This is a genomic window from Brachybacterium timonense (genome assembly GCF_900258505.1).
GTDB lineage: Bacteria > Actinomycetota > Actinomycetes > Actinomycetales > Dermabacteraceae > Brachybacterium > Brachybacterium timonense.
Genome location: NZ_LT984895.1, coordinates 1,816,564 through 1,837,142, shown reverse-complemented (window position 1 = coordinate 1,837,142; position 20,579 = coordinate 1,816,564). Strand labels below are relative to the sequence as shown.

Genomic DNA, 20,579 nt, shown 5'->3' with positions numbered 1-20,579 from the left:
GACCGGAAGGATCGAGATGACCCAGGGCGTTCTGTACATTCACTCCGCCCCGCGAGCCCTCGCGCCTCACGTCGAATGGGCCGCCGGTGGAGTGCTCGGCGTGCCTGCGCGTATGCGCTGGGAAGAGCAGCCTGTCGGCCGCGGGCTCCTGCGTGCCGAGTTGCCGTGGTCCGGACGCGAGGACACCGGTGCCCGTCTCGTCTCCGCTATGCGGGGAATGCACGACGTACGCTTCGACGTCACCCAGGAGGCCACCGCTCGCGACGACGGTGCCCGGTGGAGCTGCACCCCCGATCTCGGTGTCTACCACGCCGCCACGGATCACGCCGGCAACATCGTGCTTACCGAGGACCACGTGCGCGGATGCATGGAACGCGCCGGGCACGACCCGATCGCGCTGCGGCGCGAGCTGGACATCGCACTCGGCGCACCGTGGGACGACGAGCTCGAGATCTACCGCCACGCTGGTGAGGGCGTGCCGATGCGGTGGCTGCACCGCGTGGGTTAAGGGCGAAACGTGGCCAATGCAGTGGCTGCGCACCGGGCGGTGTGAGCACAAAAGAGGCGAGTCGAGTGTTGTGCGAACACCGCGGAGATGAGCAGCGAGCGTGAGCTCAGGCGCCCGTGAACAGCACGGCGATGTCGTGGCCGCCGAAGCCAAAGGCGTTATTCAGCACAGCGATATCGCCCGCTGGCAGATCCACGGTGCGGCCGTCAGCGATCTGCAGGGGAGCGGCCGGATCGAGGTTCTCGATGTTGATCGTCGGCGGCACCGTGCGGTGATGCGCCGCGAGCACGGAGAACACGGACTCGAGAGCGCCGGCACCGCCCAGCAGGTGGCCCGTCATTGACTTCGTGGAGGTGACCACGAGCTGGTCGGTCACACCGTCCAGCGCCAGGGACACAGCCTCGAGCTCGCCAATGTCGCCCAGCGGCGTCGAGGTGCCGTGCGCGTTCACATGCACAACGTCGCGTGGAGCGAGGCCGGCGTCGCTCACAGCCTCGCGGATCGCGCGGGCCTGCCCCTGCGTGGACGGGGCGGAGATGTGATGCGCATCCGAGGCCATGCCGCGACCGGCTACATGGGCGTAGATGCGTGCGCCGCGTGCGCGGGCATGTTCTTCGGACTCGAGCACCAGGATGCCGGCGCCCTCGCCCAGCACGAATCCGTCACGGTCCACGTCATAGGGGCGAGACGCATGCTCAGGGTCATCGGTGCGCGTGGAGAGCGCCCGGATGTTCGCGAAGCCCGCCAGCGGCAGAGGATGAATGCAGGCCTCAGTTCCGCCCACCACGCACACGTCGGCGCGACCGCTGCGGATCATGTCAAAGCCGTACGCCACAGCCTCCGCACCGGAGGCACAGGCCGAGACGGGGGTATGCGCGCCCGCCTGGGCGCCCAGTTCAAGCTCGATGTGGGCGCTCGAGGAATTCGCCATGAGCATCGGGACGGTGAACGGGTTGACGCGGCGGGCGCCGCGCTCCTTGACGGTGTCCCACTGCTCGAGGATCGTCCATACGCCACCGATGCCGGTACCCACCACAACGCCGAGACGGGCGGGGTCGACCTCCGGTGAACCCGCGTCTGCCCACGCTTCGCGGGCCGCGATCATCGAGTACTGACCTGACGGATCCAGCTTCTTCGCCTCCGGGCGAGCAAGGTGTTCCAGTGGATCGATCGCGAGCGAGCAGGCGAAATTTACGCTCAGCCCGTACCGCTCAGCCCAGTCGTTCTCGAGCGTGCGCGCCGTGGACGTACCGGCAAGGGCCGCCGTCCATGTCGATGCGACGTCGCCGCCCAGGGGATTGACAGTTCCCAGGCCGGTCACAGCCACGCGGGCGGGAGTTGCAGTCACGAGGACCTCCGGTTCGGTTCGGCGGGACGAGCGGTCATGAGCAATGCCCGCGGTGAGCGGGGACAAGCGATGCCCGGTTCGCGTGGACCCGGGCATCGAGCGGGATCAGGCCTGGGCGCCCGCGATGTACTTCACGGCATCGCCGACGGACACGAGGTTCTTGACCTCTTCGTCGGGGATGCGCACGTCGAACTTCTCCTCAGCGTTGACCACGATGGTCATCATCGAGATGGAGTCGATGTCGAGATCGTCGGTGAAGGACTTCTCGAGCTGAACGTCCTCGGTGGCGACACCGGTCTCCTCGTTGACGATCTCAGCGAGGCCCGCGAGGATCTCGTTCTCCGTGTGTGCCATGGGGTGCTCCTTGGTCTTCGGGTGTTCTGGCAGAGCAAGGGTACCTGCAAACTCTGCGCGCGGGTGCAAGGTCGCTCATCCGGACTGTCGCCAACGCATCGAGGGCAGGCACCGTTCGGGCCCTCGTCGGTCTGATAGGCCTGATGCGCTGCGCGGCGAGTCTGTCGTGCGACGTGGATGTGTCAGGGCAAAACAATGACCTGACCGGCGTAGACGAGGCCCGCACCAAACCCGATCTGGACGAGCACGTCGCCGCTGGAGGCCGCTCCCTCCTGGATCAAGCGATGCGTAGCCAGCGGAATCGACGCGGCCGACGTGTTGCCGGTTTCAGCGATGTCACGACCGATCACGACGTCCTCGGGAAGCTTCAGCTGCTTGGCGAGCTCGTCGATGATCCGCATGTTCGCCTGATGCGGAACGAACACGTCAACGTCCTCGACCGTCAGCCCCGAGCGATCCAGCATCTCGCGGATCTTCTTCGCGGTGTGCCAGACCGCCCAGCGGAACACCGTGCGGCCATCCTGCTCAAGGGTGGGCCACTCGGATACGCCGTCACGAAAGCCGGTGATCGTGCCGGTCATACGGATCGTGGACCAATGATCACCGTCGCTGCCCCACACGGTCGGGCCGATCAGCGGCTGCTCGCTCGGGCCGACGACAGCAGCTCCCGCCCCGTCGCCCAGCAGGAAAGAGATCGAACGATCCGTGGGGGAGACGAAGTCGGAGAGCTTCTCTGCGCCCACCACGAGCACATGGCGCGCATCCCCGCCACGGATCAGTGCGTCGGCCTGCCCGATGCCGTAGCAGAAACCCGCGCATGCAGCGGAGATGTCATAGGCGATGACGTCGGGCGTTCCGAGCTGACCGGCGATCCAGGAGGCGAGCGACGGCGTCTGATACGGGAAAGAAATCGTGGAGACGATGATCGCATCCAGAGACTCCAGATCGATCCCCGACGTCTCGATCGCCTCACGAGCGGCCTGCAGGGCGAGATCCTGGACACCGGTGTCGCGACCGGCCCGGTTACGGGTGATGATGCCGGTGCGCTGACGGATCCATTCATCGGAGGAGTCGATCGGAGCCACCAGATCATCGTTGGGCACATCCAGCTCGCCTCGAGCGGCACCGTAGGCAAGCACGCGGGAGCCCGCCACGGTGGGGCGGGGGCGCAGGGGCACGGTCATCTCAGTGGTCCTCTCGACGATTGGCGCCGTCAGCAGGGGTCTGCTGAACCGCGGCTGACGGGACGGAGGCAGCGGCGCCGGCATCCGATGCTGAGGGCGAACCGGCGGCCGACAGGGCAGCGCTGTGCTCCCGTAGGAAAGAGCGGGCGGCCTCGAGGTCGTCCGGCGTGTTCAGGGTCTGTAGAGCAATCCCCTTGAGCTCGCGCTTGGCGAGACCTGTCAGCGTGCCGCCGGGGTTCAGTTCGAGCAACCCGGTCACCCCCAGATCCTTCATCTGCTTCATGCACGCCTCCCAGTCGACCGGGGAGGCCACCTGCGAGACAATCAGGTCAAGGAAGCGACGGCCCGAGGTCACGCGCTCACCGCCCGCATTCGAGAGCAGCACGACGGCATCCGACGGATCGCGCGGATTCATTGCCGATGCAGTCGAGCGCAGCTCATCGATGGCCGAGGCCATGTACGGGGTGTGGAAAGCACCGGCCACCTGCAGCGGGATCACCCGGGCGCGAGCCGGCGGATTCTCCACCAGCGCCGAGATCGCGTCCACGGGACCGGCAGCCACCACCTGGGCGGCTGAGTTGATGTTCGCCGGATGCAGGCCTTGCGCGGAAAGAGCCGCGAGCACCTCATCACGCACCCCGCCGACCACGGCGGCCATGCCCGTCTCTTTCCGAGCGGCCGCAGCCGCCATGCCCTGGGAACGGACACGGACCAGGTCCAGCGCCTGCTCCTCATCGAGAACACCGGCGAGAGCCGCGGCGGTCACCTCACCCACGCTGTGTCCGGCGATCACGGCAGGCAGTACGCCAGCCGTGGAGGCGGCTGCGAAACCATCGCCCTCCACCAGGCAGTCTGCGGCCATGATTCCGGCGGCCACGAGCAGAGGCTGTGCCACGGCTGTGTCGCGGATGGTGTCGGCATCGGATGTCGTGCCGTGGGCGACCAGGTCGATACCGACGCGGTCGGCGTACGAGGCGAGTGCGGCCTCAGCGCCAGGCAGCTCGCGCCACGGGCTGAGGAATCCGGGCTTCTGGGCGCCCTGTCCGGGGGCGACAATGGCGATCACGGGGACCTCCGGGGTGCTGATAGTGATGGAACGACAACGTGGAGGCGCCCGCGGGCATCGTGCATCCGCGGGCGCCTCGGACGGTCAGGCGTCGCCTCCGAAGGAGCCGGACTCGCCAGCGTGGACGTTCTCCAGGTCGTAGCGATCCAGCGCCTGGCGAACGGTCGACGGGTCGATCCGTCCATCCTGCGCGAGCATCTGCAGTGCCTTGACGGCCATGGAGTGCGCGTCGATCTTCAGGTGGCGGCGGGCTGCGGGGCGCGTATCGGAGAAGCCCCAGCCGTCGGCTCCCAGAACGCCATAGCGACCGGGCACCCACGGGCGGATGAGATCCGGAACCAGGAAATCGAAATCGCTGGTGGCGACGAACGGGCCGGTCACACCCTCGAGACGCTCGGAGATCCACGGCGCGCGCGGCTCCTCGGGGTGTAGAAGGGTGTGCTTCTCCGCCTCGAGGGCATCCTTGCGCATCTCCGTCCAGCTGGTCACCGACCACACGGTGGCCCGCACGCCGAAGTCGTCGCGCAGTAGTTCGCGTGCGTGGCGCGCCCAGGGCACACCGACGCCCGAGGCGAGCAGCTGCACTTCGGGGCCATCACCCTCCGGTGCTGGCTCCACGACGTACATGCCCTTGAGCAGACCGTCGACGTCCAGATTCTCCGGCTCCGAGGGCTGCACGATCGGCTCGTTGTACACGGTGAGGTAGTAGAAAACCTCCTGCAGGCGGTCGTCCTCGCCGTACATGCGCTGCAGGCCGTCACGCACAATATGACCAATCTCGTAGCCGTATGCCGGGTCGTAGATCACTGTGCCCGGGTTCGTGTACGCCAGCAGCGGCGAGTGGCCGTCCATATGCTGCAGACCCTCGCCGGCGAGCGTGGTTTTGCCAGCGGTCGCGCCGATCACGAAACCCTTCGCCATCTGGTCACCGGCGGCCCAGAAGAAGTCGCCGGTGCGCTGGAACCCGAACATCGAATAGAAGATGTAGAACGGGATCATCGGGTAGTCGTGCGTGGCGTACGAGGTGCCCGCCGCGGTGAAGGCCGCGGTGGAGGAGATCTCATTGATGCCCATGTGCTTGATCTGCCCGGACGCGGCCTCCTTGTAGGCCAGCAGCAGGTCGCGGTCCACCGAGATGTAGTTCTGACCGTCGGGGTTGTAGATCTTCGCCGTCGGGAACAGCGAATCCATACCGAAGGTGCGGGCCTCATCCGGGATGATCGGCACCCAGCGCTTGCCGGTCTCCTTGTCGCGCATGAGGTCCTTCAGCAGACGCACGAGGGCCATGGTGGTGGCGATCTCCTGCTTGCCCGAGCCGCGCTTGACCACGTCGTAGGCCTTATCGCCCGGGAGCGTGAGCGCAGTGTGCTTCGTCGATCGGGAGGGGACCGGACCGCCAAGCGCCGCGCGGCGCTCACGGAAGTACTGCAAAGCGGGGGAGTCCTCGCTCGGCATGTAGTACGGGGCGTCGTATACGTCTCCGGACTCGAGCTGCTCATCCGAGATCGGGATGTGCAGGGTGTCGCGCAGCGCCTTGAGGTCTTCCAGCGTGAACTTCTTCATCTGGTGCGTGGCGTTGCGGCCCGCGAAGTTCTTGCCGAGGCGGTACCCCTTGATGGTGTGCACGAGTACAACAGTGGGCTGGCCCTTGTGCTCGACAGCAGCCTTGAACGCGGCGTAGATCTTCTTCGTGTCGTGCCCGCCGCGGTTGAGCTTCCACCAGATGTCGTCATCGGACAGGTTCTCCACGAGAGCCTTGGTGCGGGGGTCGCGCCCGAAGAAGTTATCGCGAATGAAACCGCCGTTCTCGGCGCGGTAGGTCTGGAAGTCGCCGTCGGGCGTGGCGTTCATCAGATCGATGAGCGCGCCATCAGTGGAGGCCTCCAACAGAGGATCCCAGCCGGAGCCCCAGATCACCTTGATCACGTTCCAGCCGGCGCCACGGAACTGGCTCTCGAGCTCCTGGATGATCTTGCCGTTGCCGCGCACCGGGCCGTCCAGGCGCTGCAGGTTGCAGTTCACCACGAAGGTGAGGTTGTCCAGGTGCTCCTTCGCGGCGATGTGCAGAGCGCCGCGGGACTCGACCTCATCCATCTCGCCGTCACCCAAGAACGCCCAGGTGTGCTGGTCGCTGGTGTCCTTCAGACCGCGATTATGCAGGTAGCGGTCGAAGGAGGCCTGCTCGATGGCAGCCACGGGGCCGATGCCCATCGAGACCGTCGGGAACTCCCAGAAGTCCGACATCGACCGCGGATGCGGGTAGGACGGCATGCCCTTGGGATGGGAGAACTCCTGGCGGAAGCCGTCGAGGTCCTCCTGGCTGAGGCGACCCATCATGAAAGCGCGGGCGTAAATGCCGGGGGAGGCATGGCCCTGGAAGAACACGTGGTCGCCACCACCGGCGTGACCGCGGCCGCGGAAGAAGTGGTTGAAGCCCACCTCGTACATGTTCGCGATCGACGCGAAGCTCGAGAGGTGCCCGCCCACGGCCACACCCGGGCGCTGGGCACGATGCACCACCATGGCAGCGTTCCAGCGCACGATGTTGCGCATCTCCCGCTCGTACTCGGTGTTGCCGGGGTACTCGCCCTGATCATCAACATGGATCGTGTTGACGTAATCGGTGGTCAGTGAATCCGGGAGATCAATGTCGTAGTGGCGAGCCTCCTGGATGACCCCCTGCAGAATCTCGCCGGCACGATCCGCCCCCCGCGCCTCGACCAGGCTGGAGAAGGAGTCAAGCCATTCGCGGGTCTCCTCGGGGTCGGGATCAGCCGCATGGCTGGGCAGGTTCAGTCCGATCGGACGGGGGGTGTCTTTCGCAGTCACGCTAGTCCTTCTCTCTGTCGCAGCCGACATGGGGCGCCGGTGGGGCGACCGGAGCACGGTCGCGTCGATCAACCTCGTACGCGCACATTCTGCGCGCGGCAACGGCTACCTCGCCTCGGCCAAGCGTACCCGCGTCCGCTCCACCTGGCTCCGCTGAGCGCGTGCTCGGTACGTGAGAACACAAACATGCCCGCGTTCGTCGTCTCGACGGTGCGCGTGGCCCGGTGTGGCATACAATCTCCCCGCACCGCATTGCTTCGCCGTCGGCGATCAGCCCGCCGGTCACGTGCGTGCACCCGACCATCTCAACCCACCCGTGAGGAGTTCTCCCTTTGTCACCCTCGGCCGACGCCAGCCGCGCCAGCGCCCTTCTTCAGGAGCTCGGGATCACCAGCGGACAGATCGTGCAGGAGCTCGGGTACGACGACGACGTGGACATGGAGTTCCGCGACGCGGTGGAGGACCTGCTCGACGAAGAGTTCGAGGATGAGGACGCTCAGACGATCGTCGACGCCGTGCTGATGTGGTGGCGCGAGGGCGACGGTGACCTCACCGATGCCCTGGTCGATGCCATTGCCACGCTCGAGCCGGGTGGCCCGATCTGGGTGCTCGCCCCGAAGCCAGGCCGAGATGGTCATGTGCTGCCCGCCGATGTGCAGGAGGCCGCCAATACCGCGGGCCTTCGCGTTATGGGCAGTCACTCGCTCGCGAAAGACTGGACGGGAACCCGTCTCGCCTCCCGCAACGGGTGACGTTCCCGGGTCGTTAGCTCAGCTGGTCAGAGCGTCTGGTTTACACCCAGAAGGTCGGGGGTTCGAGCCCCTCACGACCCACTCATGGTCTCCCGCGGCGTCTGCCTCAGGGACCACTTGCTCCAGGGTCCAGGCGAACCTTCTTGTACCAGGTCGTTGAGAGGCCTTCCGAATTCGTGAGGCGGACATCAACGGTGATCGTCTGTCCCATTGGCCATTCCTTGATGGTGAATGCGCCACGTCCAGACGAGACGTCCAACTCGCCCCAGCCGCCGCTCCAACCATCTTCGGCGGTGATTCGATACTCCACCTTCTCGATGGGCTTTCCACCGTCGTTCACCACTTCCACGTCATAGGTGATCGAGCAGCTCGGACCGTCCTTCGGACAGGTGTACGGGCGAGGCATCGCTTTGGGCTTGGCTGGTGCCGTGAAGGGGGTCCACGAATTCGAGCGTGCCACGGGGCCTTCGCCGCCCGTGTGCCCGTTGCGTGCCTGCACGGTGAATGTGTAGGACGTGCCATTCTTCAGTCCGGTGATCGTGGCCGAACGAGTTTTCGCGTCGACCGTCTTCGAACCGCCGTCCCAGGTGATGACGTACTCGGTGATGGGCGTGCCGCGGCCATCGGCCTCCGTCCAGGTCACATGTGCTGAGCCATTGGGGCCGACCTTGGGATCCGTACCCGGTGGCGCCTGCGCCGTCACCTTTCCGGGCGCTGTGGGCACGGCGAAGGGCACGAGCTTCTTCGACGCCGGACCCGGTGAGCTCGAACCGACCGAGTTCTGGGCGACGATGTGGAAGGAATACTCCGTGTCCTGATCCAGACCGCGCAGGGTGAGCGAGGTCTTCTTGCCGTCAACTCGGTGCGTGCTGCCGTCAGAAGCATGCACGACGTATGCCGTGATCGGCTCGCCATTCGTCTGCGCCTCGGTGTGCTCCGGCCAGCTCACCTCGATACCGCCGCCCAGCGGATCATTCACGCGCTTGACAGAGGGAGCCTTGCTCGGAGGTTTCGGTGGGCCGGCAGGATGTTCATTCGATGACCAGCCCGAGAAATCAGAAGGCTCCTCGGCCAGGTTCGCCGCCTGCACCCGGAAGCGGTAGGAGACACCGTTCTTCAGCCCGGACCACGTCAGCGAGGTCGTCGCGGCGGGCACTTTCTTGGTCTCGAGCGCTCCGGTGTCAGCATTCTGCATCTGCAGCGTGTAGGTCTGCAGGGCTGAGCCGCGATTCTTCGGGGCGGACCAGGACACCTGAAGCTCACCGTCGCCCCGCTCAACGCTCGGCGGCGCCGGAGCCTCCGGGCGCACGTCCGGACGCGCCGGTGCTGATGCCGCCGAGGCAGGGGAGTCGCCCACGGCGTTGTGCGCCACGACCTGGAAGGTGTACTCGGTGCCGTTGACAAGTCCGTCGATCGTGCAGGACGTCGACTCACACTCGGCCGTGACCGGCGGCCCGGATACAGACGTGACCGTGTAGCCCGTGATCGGCGAGCCGTTGTCGGCGCCCGGCGTGATGAGCAGTTCGACCGTTCCATCGCCCACCTGACCGATCCGGGGCGCGGAGGGGGCTTCGGGCTTGCCCAGCACCGTCAGACGTACCTCACCGGAACGGCGACGCTCCGGATCACCGGTGGCGTCCAACACGGTGTACGACGCAGTGAGCACGCCAGCGAACTCCGGATCGGGCGTGATCACCACCTGGTCGCCGGCGGTGCTGACCGTGCCCTTGCCTGCTACCAGCTCGGCACCCTCGAGTGTGAGGGGCTTCTCCGGGAAGGGATTCGAGTCGTTCTCCAAGACGTTCAGCCGGATCTCGGAGCCGGCATGGACCTCGGCCGTATCCCGCACCGGTGCCGCCAGAGGCCGCTTGCTGCCGCCGACGACCACTTGGAAGGTTGCCTCGACAGGGTCGTTGTCGCCGTCAGAGACCGTCACCGGCACCTGGATGATCTCGCCCTTGGATGCCTGGGGCGTCGCGGTCGCGCGCAACTGATCGCCCTGCACCTCGACGTTCACACCGTCCGGCATCGGTGGCAGACTGCCCTCCGCGAAGGAGAGGGTGTCGCCGTCAGCATCTTCTGCGGACGTGGTGAGGTCGAGGGTTGCGGTCGGGCCACCGAGCTCGACATCGAGCACAGCTCCGCGAAACTCCGGCGGCGAATTGCCCTCTGCGGGCAGCACCGTGACCGGGATCGAGAGCGTCCCCGTGGCGGCAGTGTCGTCACCCACAGCCCCGTCGGCCACCTCGACCGTGATCGAATCCTCGCCGGTGAACCCTTCCTGGGGGCGGTACTCGAGGGTGGACTCATCCACGACCAGACCGGAGCCGTCGTCATGGGCGGCATCCACCAGATTCGGGTCCGTGATCCGTGCAGGTGAGCCGCCCGGTCGCACCGTGACGTTCTTCGGAGAGGAGAGATCCACCGACACGGAGGATCCCTCGCGCACCTCGAGCTCACCGCCGACCCACACGGGGGCCTGCTTCGAGGTTCCCGGCACCCAGATGTAGCCCGAGCTCGACAGGTCGTCCTGATCAGTGATGGTGTAGCGGATCCGCTGCTGCTCCTCGCGGGGAGTGACATGGACGACGCTGCCGTCAAGCGTGGTGCCCGAATCCGGGTCGTCCAAGGCGACCGTGAGTTCCTCTGTGGTGCCGTCCGGATCCCGATCGTTGGCGAGGACGTCGACGGCGATGCTCGTCGCATCCTGAGTGAGGACGTCGGACGCGGACACGAAATCGTCGTAGGCGATGGGCGCGCGCTGCGGTGCGTTCGGGTCGACACGGAAGGTCACGAGGGCCGGACTCGACAGCTGCCCGTCGGACGCGGAATACAGCACGGTGTGGGTGCCCGGCTCCGACGGTGTCTGGACCGTGACGAACGGGTCAGAACGGTCCGAGCGGGGCGGCAGAACCTCGATATCCGTGGTCGGCTCGACCTGGTCGTGCACGATGGCGAGATCGGACCCCTCCGGATCGGTGTCGTTGTCGAGCACCGGCACCTGCACGACACGGTCCGGACGCACGTCAACCGTGTCGTCGATCGCGAAGGGCGGCTGATTGAGCGAAGAGGGGCGGGCGATGCCGACGAGCACTTCGGCGGTGCCCACCGCCCCGTACCGATCCATCACCTGGTAGCGGAAGCGGTCGGTGCCCACAGCCCCCTCATGCGGGATGTATTCGATCCAACCGCCGCTGGTCGACGTGACTTCGCCGAGCGCGGGCGCGGGCGACGTGATGCCCATCAGCATCACCGAGTCACCGTCAGCATCGACGCCCGTGGTGGTCAGGGGAATGCGCACGGACTGCCCGGAGACCGTGCGTGCCTCCAGGTTCTCCGGGCGGGGCGGGGTGTTCGGAGCGTCCTCAGCGGTCACCGTGATGGTTGCCCGTGCCGAGGCGGTGCGGCCAGTCTCGTCGATGACTTCGTAGGTGAGGGTCGCTTCCCCGGCGGCGCCGGGTGCGGCGGTGAAACGGATCTGATCACGGTGGACCTCAGCATGACCGAGTGCGTCGGCTCCCGAGGTATCCAGCAGGCGTGAGACCCGCAGCGGTGAATGCGTGGGGGAGAGGTCGTTGGCGAGGACATCCATCATCACCATGTCCCCGGCGCGGACGACGGCATCATCGGGCGCGGGAACAGGGTTCGCGAACTGGGTGTCTGTCGCCGCGACCATGACGCGGATGCGACCGGTGGTGCTCCCGGCCTCGTTCGCCACGTCGTAGGTCAGAGGGACCGGTTCTTCGCTCACCTGGGCGCCGGGTTCCGCCTCGATGCGCACCAGATGATGCCCGATCACGGTGGCCTTCAGGCCTGTGCCCTCGGTGCCCTGAACCGAGTTGACCACAAGCACGCCACCGGTGGGATCCACATCGTTCTCCAGCGGGTCCACGAGCACGGAGCCACCGGTGGTCACGAGCCCGAGGTCGTCGACGGCAACGGGCTCGAGACCCTCTGAACTCGGGTCGACAACATCCACCCGGATCAGGCCCAGCGACGATGCGCCGCCCGCGCCGACGGTGTACTCCAGGTAGTACGCACCCGGCGCAGAACCCGCGACGGTCACGGTGCCGGTGAGCAGATCGGGCTCGACCGTGAGCCCGTCCGCACCGCTCACATTCGTCAGCTCGAGGTCCCCGCCAGCTGGGTTGATGTCGTTGGCGAGCGGACGAATGCTGCCGCGGGAGCCGGTGGTGACCTGGATGTGGTCCGCGGTGGTGATGGGGGCGAGGTCGGAGCTCTCAACGGCTTCCACCTCGAGCACGCCTTCGGCGGTTGCACCCTGCTCATCGCGGAAGGTGAGCGAAACCTGTTTGGTGCCGGTCGCGAGGCCAGCATCATCGATGGTCACGAGTCCGTCGGGGCGGAACGTGACGACGTCCTCGGGTTCCATCGTGGCATCGGCCAGATAGAACGCATCGCCTTCGGGGTCCTGCCAATACGGGAGGACATTGAGCGACACACTCTTGCCCGAGCGCACCTGGACCTGTGTGAGCGACTGGTCAGCTGGCTGCGGGGGTTTGTTCGCGTCGGGTGCGTGGACGGTCAGCGTGACCGTCGCCGAGTCCTTACCGCCGCGGCCGTCGTCGACTTCGTAGGTGAAAGTGCCTGTGCCCGAGGCGTCCTCCGCCATCGTGATCTGCAGCTGCGTGCCGCCGCGGATCGTCGAGACGGTGCCGAGGGCAGGCTGCTCACCCTTCAACGCCACGGTCAGCACATCCCCGTCCGGATCCGTGTCGTTGCGCACCACGGGCAGGACGACGTTCTGCCCGGCGCGCACCCCGAACGCGTCGTCGTTAGCAACGGGCGGACGGTTCTCCTCGTCCCGCTCCTGGGCGATGTTCTCGATCGTTGAGGTGACGGTCTCCTCTTCCGTCTCCTGCTCCTGCTCGGTCTTGATCGGCTGCGTGATGGACCATTCATCGACCAGCTGCATGTCCTGGCTGATCATCCACGCCATACCGGTCTGCTGATCATTCAGCACCACCAGGTCACGGTTGCGGCGCAGCACAAGGTCTGCCCCACCGGAGGCCTTCGGCACAGCCTCGGCCTGCGCCTCCTGGTCACCACAGCGTGTGAGGTAGCGCATCGACCCGTTCCACACGCCGTAGTCACAGTCGCGGGCCTGCACCGGCTCGGCGGGCTCACCCGTACCACCGACGTCGGTGATGGTCGCCTTGCCTCCGCTGAGCGGGAGGGAGACAAGCGAACCAGGTAGGGCCAGCAGGACATGATCTGAGTGGTCCGACGGCTGCTGGAGCCGAGCGGCGCTCAGATCGTTCACGCCCTGCGGGGTGAGATCCACGGAGCGTCCCTTCTCACCGATCCGCAGCAGTCTGTTCTCAGCATCGAGAATGACGGGCGTGCTGCCGACGACGGTCAGCTGACGCTTCTCCTCGTCGGTGGTGAGTCCGCCGATCTGCTTCGGCTCCGAGGCGGAGGGGTCACCGTTGCCGGCCGGGATCGTGATCAGCTTGTCCTTGTCCAGCACAAAGGCGGTGCCGTCTTCGGCAACAGCGACAGTGGGCAGGGAACCGTCCCCTTTATAGACGGGTTCGGTCTGCGCGGCCGCGAAGGAGGCGGCGGAGTCTCGCGTCAGTACCCAGACGCGACCGTCGGGGGCTGCGACGACGATGCGGTCCGCGCCCACGTGCACGGTGGAGCCCGGCGGTGTCTCGGCCATCGGGGCACGAGTGATCGAGGAGGTGTTGATCGGGGAGAAGCCTCGCGCGCCGGTCTCGACGAGGGTGTACCCGGATTGTTCGATGTCGAGGTCATCGCCGACGGTTGCGATGCGGGCGTCGAGTTCACGGGCTTCGACGTTCAAGCGGCCCATCACGCCATCGCTGGAGTTCACGATCCAGACGCCGCCGTCATTGACATCGACGTCCGAGGACCGAATGCCCGGGAAGCGCAAGGCCAGCACGGTGACGGTGAGGGCGAGCACGCACAGCACGGCCGTCGCCGCCACTGTGGAGCGCCGTATTCGTCCCGGTCTCGTGCGCCCGATCACGCCCTGCTCTCCTTCGGTCCCGCGCATGCCGCTGTGTTGATGGTGCCGCGGCTCAGCGAGGCTCGCGTTGAGCGGCGCCGTGGGAAGAATAGCGCCGCTGACGGCCGCGCTGAGATGCAGAGATGGCGAGGTCACCGATGCGGCACCGGAGGGTCACCGTGCGTTCACCCAGTGAGGGTCTTCGTGGACTGCTGTCGGGGGCGCCACGGTTAGCCGTGCAGGTCAGCGGGTGATTGCGTAGAGCATGACGAGGATCACGGGAATACTGATCGCGGCGATGAGCCAGACCATGGTTGCTGAGCGATTCCGCTCGCGCTCGGCCGGTGTGGGGTCAGCGGCAGGGCGGCGCGCGCGGTCACGCTCGCGGGCGATGAGGGAAGTGACGCCCACCACCAGTGAGACTGCCAGCGCGATCGCGAAGACGATGAGGATCACGGTGGGCATGCGAGGGCTCCTGTTCATGCTGGGCATCCGGTGCTGGCCATGGTGCGATGGCGGCACCGGGTACTGATCGTTGAGCCAGCTTCTCACGTCGCCTGGCGCCCTGGCCTGGTGGCGCCCTGACCTGGTGGCGCACTGTCTCGTGTGCGCCCCGACCCGTTGGCATGGAACCGTGGGGATTGGTGCTGTGGGCTGCGGGCCTTGGCGAGGGGCATGCTGGAGGCCCGCACTGGTGGCGACGATTTACGCATGATACGCGTTGCATATACTGGGCTGGTTGTTCCGGCCGCTTGCCGTATCAAGGAAAGGGCACGCATGTCGTCATCGCACGAGCCGCACCGCTTCGACATCGACACCGTGCGCGCAGACTTCCCGCTGCTGCAGCGGCGCCGCGAGGCCGGGTCCCCGATCGTCTACCTCGACAGCGGCGCGACGTCACAGCGACCCGACGCAGTGCTGCGCGCCGAACATGACTTCCTCATTGCCCACAACGCGGCCGTCAAACGCGGATCCCATGAGCTCGCTCAGGAGGCGACCGACGCCTACGAAGGCGCTCGCGAGCGTATTGCCCGATTCGTCGGCGTCGACGACGCCCGGGGTGTCGTCTTCACGAAGAACGCCACCGAAGCGCTGAACGTCGTGGCGCTGTCGCTGAGTGACGGCGATCCAGCCGTTCCCGATCAGCTTCGCCTGCGCGAGGGAGATGAGATCCTCGTGACCGAAATGGAGCACCACGCGAATCTGGTGCCCTGGCAGCAGGCGGCGCGCCGTAGTGGTGCTCGGTTGCGCTGGATCAGCCTGGGAGAGGACTACCAGCTGGACCTCAGCGCCCTCGATGCTCTGCTCACAGAGCGCACCAAGGTTGTGGCGTTCACCCACCAGTCCAATGTGCTCGGCACCATCAACCCCGTGCCCCAGATCGTCGACGCCGCCCGAGCCGTCGGCGCGCTCACGGTGCTGGACGCGAGCCAGTCCGTGCCGCACGGTCCCGTAGACCTTGCTGCCCTGGACGTGGATTTCGCTGCCTTCTCCGGACACAAGATGCTGGGGCCGACGGGCATCGGTGTGCTGTGGGGCAGGCCGGAGCTTCTCTCGGTGATGCCACCGGTGCTCACCGGCGGATCCATGATCGAGACGGTCACTATGGAAGGATCGACCTGGGCGGAGCCTCCCGCTCGCTTTGAGGCTGGTACCCCGCCGATCAGTCAGGCCGTGGGGCTTGCCGCCGCCTGCGATTACCTTGATGCCCTTGGCATGGACGCGGTACGTGACCACGAGCTGGAACTCGCCCGCCAGATGATCGACGGGCTGCGTCAGATCGATCGCGTCCAGATCCTGGGACCGGTCGATCCCGCCATACCGCGCGGCGGCGCAGTGTCGTTCCTCATCGACGGACTGCACACCCACGATGTGGGTCAGGTGCTCGATACTCTCGGAATCGCCGTGCGGGTCGGGCATCACTGCGCGTGGCCCCTGCACCGGCGGTACGGTGTGAACGGTTCCACCCGTGCCAGCATCGGCGTACACACCACGTCGGCGGACATCGATGCACTGGTGGACGGCGTCCGCCGCACCATCGACTTCTTCGAGGCCCGCGCATGAGCACTTCACTGGACACGCTCTACACCGACATCGTGTTCGAGCACGACAAACACCCGCGCCATGCGGGGCTGCGCGAGGACTTCACCACCGAAGTGCACCACGTCAATCCGGTGTGCGGTGACGAGATCACGCTGCGCCTGCACCTGGATACGCGCAATGAACGGGTCGAGGACATCTCCTACGACGCCAGCGGCTGCGCCATGAGCCGCGCCTCCGCGTCGATCATGGCCGAGCTCATGATCGGCCACACGCGCGCGGAGATCGAACCGATGCTCACCCACATGGAGGAGGTCATGACCTCCCGCGGGAAGCTCGGCGGTGATGAGGACCTGATCGGTGACGGCGTTGCGCTCTCCGGCGCCGCACGCTTCCCGGGTCGAGTCAAGTGTGTGTTGCTGCCGTGGAAGGCCTACCGCGCCAGCGTGCTCGAGGCGCTCACTCTTGCACAGGAGACGCCATGACCACGCTCAGCCAGGTGCTCGACGTTCTCGAAGGCGCCTACCCGCTGCACTGGGCGGAGGGCTGGGACCGCTCCGGGCTCGTACTCGGTGACCGCGACCACGACGTCACCTCCATCCTGCTCGCTGTCGACCCCACCGTCGCTGTCGCCCGGGAAGCTCTCGCCGCCGGTGCTCAGCTGCTGATCACCCACCACCCGCTGCTGCTGCGCGGAGTGAGTTTCCTGCCAGCGGACACGGGAAAGGGCGCTGTAGCGACCACCCTGCTGCAGGGCGGTTGCGCCCTGTGGTGCGGTCACACGAACGTGGATCGTTCCAGCCGCGGCACCGTCGGTGCCTGGCAGGAGCTCCTGGAACTTCAGACGACGCGGCCGCTCGTGGAGAGCGCTGACGTCGGCGCTGAAGCAAACTTTGGATCACGTAGCCTGGGGCTCGGTGTCGTCGGTGAGCTGTCCGAGGCCACCACCGTCGGAAAGCTTGCCGAGCGGATCGCCACTGCGGTGCCCGCCACGATCCAGGGGATCCGCTATACGGGCGAGGCAGACCGTCCTGTGCGGACGGTCGCTGTCTGCCCCGGTGCGGGCGACTCACTGCTGGAGACGGTGAGTGGTACGGAGGCTGACGTGTACATCACCTCGGACCTGCGGCACCATCCGGCTCTCGAGCATCTGGAATCCGTTGCGGACGCGTCCGCTGTGCCCGCCCTGATCGACGTGGCGCACTGGGCGAGCGAGGCGCTCTGGCTGCCGCTTGCTGAACGCTTGCTGCGGGAGAGCCTGCCGGAGATCTCGGTGCAGATCAGCACGGTCCGGACGGACCCGTGGCAGGGACACGCCCCGTCCTGATTCTGGCGGTGCAGGGAGCATGGCTGCTCCGGAACGACGCTTCGGATCTCGGCTTTCAGCTCTGACAGCTGCCCTTTGCCCTGTGGAGCGATCACTCCTGATCCGGACGGTCCACGATCGTGAGGGTGGACCCGTCGAGCTCGACATCCAGCCCGCGGGAGAACCCGGCGCGGAGCACGTCGGCCGCATCGGCGGGTGTGCGCGGCGCATCGACGGCATCCAGCAGAGCGCGGGCGGCCCAGCCGCGGTAGCGCTTCGCATCATGGGAGACGACTGTGCGTCGGCCCTCACGCTCCTGCACGGCGCCGACCTCCAGCACGCTCACCCCGTCCGGCGCGGCCAGCGGCATCATCGAACGGTAGGCGCCGGACCGGCAGTCGAGCACAAGGGGGGAAGGACTGTCGGCCGTTTCCTGCAGCAGATCGCGGGCCACGGCCCGCAGATGCGGCGCCCACCAGCGCCCCGCCACCCCAAGGCGCGACAGTGTCGACCCGGCCGAGAGGCGGTAGGCCGGAATCCGGTCCGAGGCATCAACCAGCCCGAACAAGGCGCTCTGGATCAGCACACGCGAGGAGCCGATCCGCTCTGGAACACCCATCGCATCGAACAACACACCGGAATACACAGACAGCGCAGGCGCCGTCGGCTCCTCCTCGAGCAGCCGCATCCGCTCGACCAGTTCGGGCGCGGAGGCTGGCACACCCAGCAGCCCCATGGCCCGGGGCGAAGTCGCAGTGCGTGCGACGGCACGGAGCATCCTCGCGCGATGATCGTTCAGCGTGGGAAGGCTCAGCGCGTCGAGGTCCACGCAGGGGCCGGTTGAGGGGCGGGTCTTGGTCTCCGACGGCGGCAGCAGCACCAGCATGGTGGTCGAGGTCTCCTCAGGTCGGTGTCGGTGAGTGGAACGGTGCGGGCTAGGATGCGGGGCGGACCAGTCGGCCGGGCAGTCGCGGCGTCGATCCATGGATCGGCACCGAGGAAAGTCCGGGCTCCATCCGGCACGGTGGTGGGTAACACCCACCCGGAGCGATCCGCGGGACAGTGCCACAGAGAGCAGACCACCGGTGCGTCACGCATCGGCCAGGGTGAAAGGGTGGTGTAAGAGACCACCGCGGTCCCGGTGACGGGACCGGCAGGGCAAACCCCACCGGGAGCAAGGTCAGACAGGGGATGATCGAGGGCGCCGGCCCGAGTCCCCGGGTGGACCGCTGGAGGTCGTTGGCAACGGCGATCCGAGATGGATGACTGCCGATTACAGAACCCGGCTTATAGGCCGACTGGTCCCTCAGCCCTTCGAGGACTTCTGAGGCTTTGCGGTTGCGGCCTTGGAACCGCCCTTCGTTCCGTCCTTGGATTTCTTCTTCCCCGTTTTCGCCGTGCCTTTCTGCTTCTTCTTGCCTTCCTGGCCGGCGCGTGCTTCGTTCGCGAGCACGGCAGCGCCGATGATGCCTGCCTCATTACGGGTGCGGGCCGGCACGATCGGGGTGCGCAGATCCAACAGCGGCAGGAAATTCTCATGCTTCTTCGACACGCCGCCGCCAACGATGAACAGGTCGGGGGAGAACAGGAACTCAAGCGTCGAGTAGTAGACCTGCAGGCGCTCGGCCCACTCCTCCCAGGTCAGAGATTCGCGATCGCGGATGGACTCGGCCATCCACTTCTCGGCGTCGTCATGCCCCACGAGCGGGATATGCCCCAACTCGGTGTTCGGCACCAAGTGCCCGTCCACGAACAGCGCCGTGCCCACACCGGTGCCCAGGGTGGTCAGCATGACGGTGCCGCGGGTCTTCTTACCGGCGCCGAAGGCCATTTCCGCCACGCCTGCGGCGTCGCCGTCGTTCACCGCGAACACATCATGGCCAGTGCGCTTCGTGAACAGCTCCTGCACGTCGACATTCACCCACGAGGGGTCCATGTTGGCTGCCGTGAGCACAACACCGTGCTGGATGATGCCCGGGAACGTCACGCCGACGGGCACGCCCGGCTCCAGATCGAAGGCGCTCAGCACCTCGGCGACAGTGTCGGCCACGGCCTCAGGCAGGGAGGGTTGGGGCGTGGGGATGCGCACGCGATCAGCGGCGAGCGAGCCCTTCTTCAGATCGACGGTCGCGCCCTTGATGCCGCTGCCGCCGATGTCGATGCCGAAGCCGATCCGGGTCATGGTCTCTCCGTGGGGTGGGATATGGGTGGATGTGAAGAGGTTCGGCCGAATCGCTAGGGAGCATCACGCATCCGGCGCGACGGCTGCGGATGATTCTCTCAGATGACCGTGAGCAGCTCCGCCCCGGACGCGGTGATCACCATCGTGTGCTCGAACTGAGCCGTGAAGCCGCGGTCGCGGGTGACCACGGTCCAGCCGTCGTCCCACTGCTCCCAGGCCTGCGACCCGATCGTCACCATCGGTTCGACGGTGAACGTCATGTTCTCCTCGATCACGTCATCGAACATCGGTGCGGAGTCGTAGTGAGGGATCACCAGGCCGTTATGGAAACCCTCGGCGACGCCATGCCCGGTGTAGTCGTGCACGGACTCATAACCGTGTCGGGCCAGGAACGTCTCGATCACGCGGCCGATCACGTTGACCTGCCGACCGGGCTTCGCGGCCCGGATCCCGCGCTCCATCGCCGTCCGGGCACGATCCACCAGCTCGATGGCACGCGGATCAACGTCGCCCACCAGGAAGGTGGCGTTGGTGTCGCCGTGCACCCCATGGATGAAGGCGGTGACGTCAACGTTCAGGATGTCACCGTCCTGCATGATGGTTGAGTCCGGGATGCCGTGGCAGATGACTTCATTCAGACTCGTGCAACAGGATTTCTCGAACCCGAGATAGCCGAGCGTTGAGGGGTAGGCGCCCTCGGAGATCAGCACATCGTGCACGACGGCGTCCACGCTGTCCGTGGTGGCGCCGGGCACAGCGGCCTCACCGGCGGCCGCGAGCGCGAGTGCGGCGATGCGACTGGCTTCGCGCATGCGCTCGATGACGTCAGGAGTCTGCACCGAGGGGCCGGAGTCAGAGACCGCGACGTCCTTACCGACATACTCGGGGCGTTCGATACGTGCAGGAACCGACCTCCGGGGCCCGATCTCACCGGGTACGAGAAGTGCACGGCCTTCCGGGCGGATCCACCGCTGCTCTACAGTCATGCCCACCAGTTAATCACCGATGGGTGGGAGCA

At 66.6% G+C, this 20,579-nt stretch carries 15 protein-coding genes, 1 tRNA gene and 1 other RNA gene; 7 read left to right on the top strand and 10 right to left on the bottom strand.

Translation table 11 applies throughout. From position 1 onward, the window contains the following. Window positions 1-16 precede the first annotated feature (16 nt). A complete protein-coding gene (locus C8271_RS08120) occupies window positions 17-508 on the top strand; it encodes a DUF3145 domain-containing protein (protein ID WP_106506878.1) in 492 nt (163 codons plus the stop codon). Window positions 509-614: 106 nt separating this feature from the next. Here the strand turns inward: C8271_RS08120 and C8271_RS08115 are convergent, their stop codons facing one another. From C8271_RS08115 to aceE, 5 genes are all read right to left on the bottom strand, one after another. Then, on the bottom strand, window positions 615-1,856 hold the full coding sequence (locus C8271_RS08115; RefSeq protein WP_106507966.1) for a beta-ketoacyl-[acyl-carrier-protein] synthase family protein: 1,242 nt from the start codon (window positions 1,854-1,856) through the stop codon (window positions 615-617). 105 nt (window positions 1,857-1,961) lie between these two features. After that, complete coding sequence (locus C8271_RS08110) at window positions 1,962-2,210, bottom strand: acyl carrier protein (protein ID WP_106506877.1); 249 nt, start codon at window positions 2,208-2,210, stop codon at window positions 1,962-1,964. Between the two features lie 182 nt (window positions 2,211-2,392). Beyond that, window positions 2,393-3,394, bottom strand: coding sequence for a beta-ketoacyl-ACP synthase III (locus C8271_RS08105; RefSeq protein WP_106506876.1), 1,002 nt, complete (start codon window positions 3,392-3,394; stop codon window positions 2,393-2,395). 1 nt (window position 3,395) lies between these two features. Further along, window positions 3,396-4,460, bottom strand: coding sequence for an ACP S-malonyltransferase (locus tag C8271_RS08100; RefSeq protein WP_106506875.1), 1,065 nt, complete (start codon window positions 4,458-4,460; stop codon window positions 3,396-3,398). An 84-nt stretch (window positions 4,461-4,544) separates the two neighbouring features. Next, window positions 4,545-7,319: a pyruvate dehydrogenase (acetyl-transferring), homodimeric type gene (gene aceE, locus C8271_RS08095; protein ID WP_170957833.1), complete on the bottom strand. Its 2,775-nt coding sequence runs from the start codon at window positions 7,317-7,319 to the stop codon at window positions 4,545-4,547. A 302-nt stretch (window positions 7,320-7,621) separates the two neighbouring features. Between aceE and C8271_RS08090 the strand changes: the two genes are divergently transcribed. Further along, window positions 7,622-8,041, top strand: coding sequence for a DUF3052 domain-containing protein (locus C8271_RS08090; protein ID WP_106506873.1), 420 nt, complete (start codon window positions 7,622-7,624; stop codon window positions 8,039-8,041). Between the two features lie 7 nt (window positions 8,042-8,048). Continuing rightward, window positions 8,049-8,122 (top strand) — tRNA-Val (locus C8271_RS08085). A gap of 25 nt (window positions 8,123-8,147) precedes the next feature. On the opposite strand, the gene C8271_RS08080 is transcribed toward C8271_RS08085, so the two are convergent. Together C8271_RS08080 and C8271_RS08075 are read right to left on the bottom strand one after the other, a co-directional pair. Continuing rightward, window positions 8,148-14,189, bottom strand: a complete 6,042-nt coding sequence (locus C8271_RS08080; RefSeq protein WP_138774542.1) for an Ig-like domain-containing protein — start codon at window positions 14,187-14,189, stop codon at window positions 8,148-8,150. An 87-nt stretch (window positions 14,190-14,276) separates the two neighbouring features. Continuing rightward, window positions 14,277-14,498 carry a hypothetical protein gene (locus tag C8271_RS08075; protein WP_106506871.1) on the bottom strand — a complete coding sequence of 74 codons (222 nt, stop codon included), beginning with the start codon at window positions 14,496-14,498 and terminating at the stop codon, window positions 14,277-14,279. A 312-nt stretch (window positions 14,499-14,810) separates the two neighbouring features. On the opposite strand from C8271_RS08075, the gene C8271_RS08070 reads away from it, so the two are divergent. Genes C8271_RS08070 through C8271_RS08060 form a run of 3 tightly spaced genes read left to right on the top strand, consistent with a single transcriptional unit; the run spans window position 14,811 to window position 17,400 of the window. After that, the gene (locus C8271_RS08070) at window positions 14,811-16,097 is read left to right on the top strand and encodes an aminotransferase class V-fold PLP-dependent enzyme (RefSeq protein WP_106506870.1); all 1,287 of its coding nucleotides are present in this window, start codon (window positions 14,811-14,813) and stop codon (window positions 16,095-16,097) included. After that, window positions 16,094-16,558, top strand: a complete 465-nt coding sequence (gene sufU / locus C8271_RS08065) for a Fe-S cluster assembly sulfur transfer protein SufU (protein WP_106506869.1) — start codon at window positions 16,094-16,096, stop codon at window positions 16,556-16,558. The genes C8271_RS08070 and sufU overlap by 4 nt, the downstream gene beginning before the upstream one ends. Next, window positions 16,555-17,400 carry a Nif3-like dinuclear metal center hexameric protein gene (locus C8271_RS08060; protein WP_106506868.1) on the top strand — a complete coding sequence of 282 codons (846 nt, stop codon included), beginning with the start codon at window positions 16,555-16,557 and terminating at the stop codon, window positions 17,398-17,400. Before sufU ends, C8271_RS08060 begins: the two co-directional genes overlap by 4 nt. Window positions 17,401-17,491: 91 nt before the next feature. On the opposite strand, the gene C8271_RS08055 is transcribed toward C8271_RS08060, so the two are convergent. After that, window positions 17,492-18,265 carry a YaaA family protein gene (locus C8271_RS08055; protein WP_106506867.1) on the bottom strand — a complete coding sequence of 258 codons (774 nt, stop codon included), beginning with the start codon at window positions 18,263-18,265 and terminating at the stop codon, window positions 17,492-17,494. A 66-nt stretch (window positions 18,266-18,331) separates the two neighbouring features. Between C8271_RS08055 and rnpB the strand changes: the two genes are divergently transcribed. Then, window positions 18,332-18,685: RNase P RNA component class A (gene rnpB / locus C8271_RS08050), an RNA gene on the top strand. Here the strand turns inward: rnpB and ppgK are convergent. Continuing rightward, window positions 18,686-19,561: a polyphosphate--glucose phosphotransferase gene (ppgK, locus tag C8271_RS08045; RefSeq protein WP_106506866.1), complete on the bottom strand. Its 876-nt coding sequence runs from the start codon at window positions 19,559-19,561 to the stop codon at window positions 18,686-18,688. A 98-nt stretch (window positions 19,562-19,659) separates the two neighbouring features. Next, window positions 19,660-20,547, bottom strand: coding sequence for a type I methionyl aminopeptidase (gene map / locus C8271_RS08040; RefSeq protein WP_106506865.1), 888 nt, complete (start codon window positions 20,545-20,547; stop codon window positions 19,660-19,662). Window positions 20,548-20,579: the final 32 nt, after the last annotated feature.

Excerpts from the sequence above, each read along its gene's own strand:
- sufU (WP_106506869.1), top strand. The coding sequence starts at position 16,094 with ATGAGCACTTCACTGGACACGCTCTACACCGACATCGTGTTCGAGCAC.
- C8271_RS08075 (WP_106506871.1), bottom strand. The coding sequence starts at position 14,498 with ATGCCCACCGTGATCCTCATCGTCTTCGCGATCGCGCTGGCAGTCTCA.
- aceE (WP_170957833.1), bottom strand. The coding sequence starts at position 7,319 with ATGTCGGCTGCGACAGAGAGAAGGACTAGCGTGACTGCGAAAGACACC.
- C8271_RS08060 (WP_106506868.1), top strand. The coding sequence starts at position 16,555 with ATGACCACGCTCAGCCAGGTGCTCGACGTTCTCGAAGGCGCCTACCCG.
- C8271_RS08120 (WP_106506878.1), top strand. The coding sequence starts at position 17 with ATGACCCAGGGCGTTCTGTACATTCACTCCGCCCCGCGAGCCCTCGCG.
- ppgK (WP_106506866.1), bottom strand. The coding sequence starts at position 19,561 with ATGACCCGGATCGGCTTCGGCATCGACATCGGCGGCAGCGGCATCAAG.
- C8271_RS08105 (WP_106506876.1), bottom strand. The coding sequence starts at position 3,394 with ATGACCGTGCCCCTGCGCCCCCGCCCCACCGTGGCGGGCTCCCGCGTG.
- C8271_RS08055 (WP_106506867.1), bottom strand. The coding sequence starts at position 18,265 with ATGCTGGTGCTGCTGCCGCCGTCGGAGACCAAGACCCGCCCCTCAACC.
- C8271_RS08110 (WP_106506877.1), bottom strand. The coding sequence starts at position 2,210 with ATGGCACACACGGAGAACGAGATCCTCGCGGGCCTCGCTGAGATCGTC.
- C8271_RS08070 (WP_106506870.1), top strand. The coding sequence starts at position 14,811 with ATGTCGTCATCGCACGAGCCGCACCGCTTCGACATCGACACCGTGCGC.
- map (WP_106506865.1), bottom strand. The coding sequence starts at position 20,547 with ATGACTGTAGAGCAGCGGTGGATCCGCCCGGAAGGCCGTGCACTTCTC.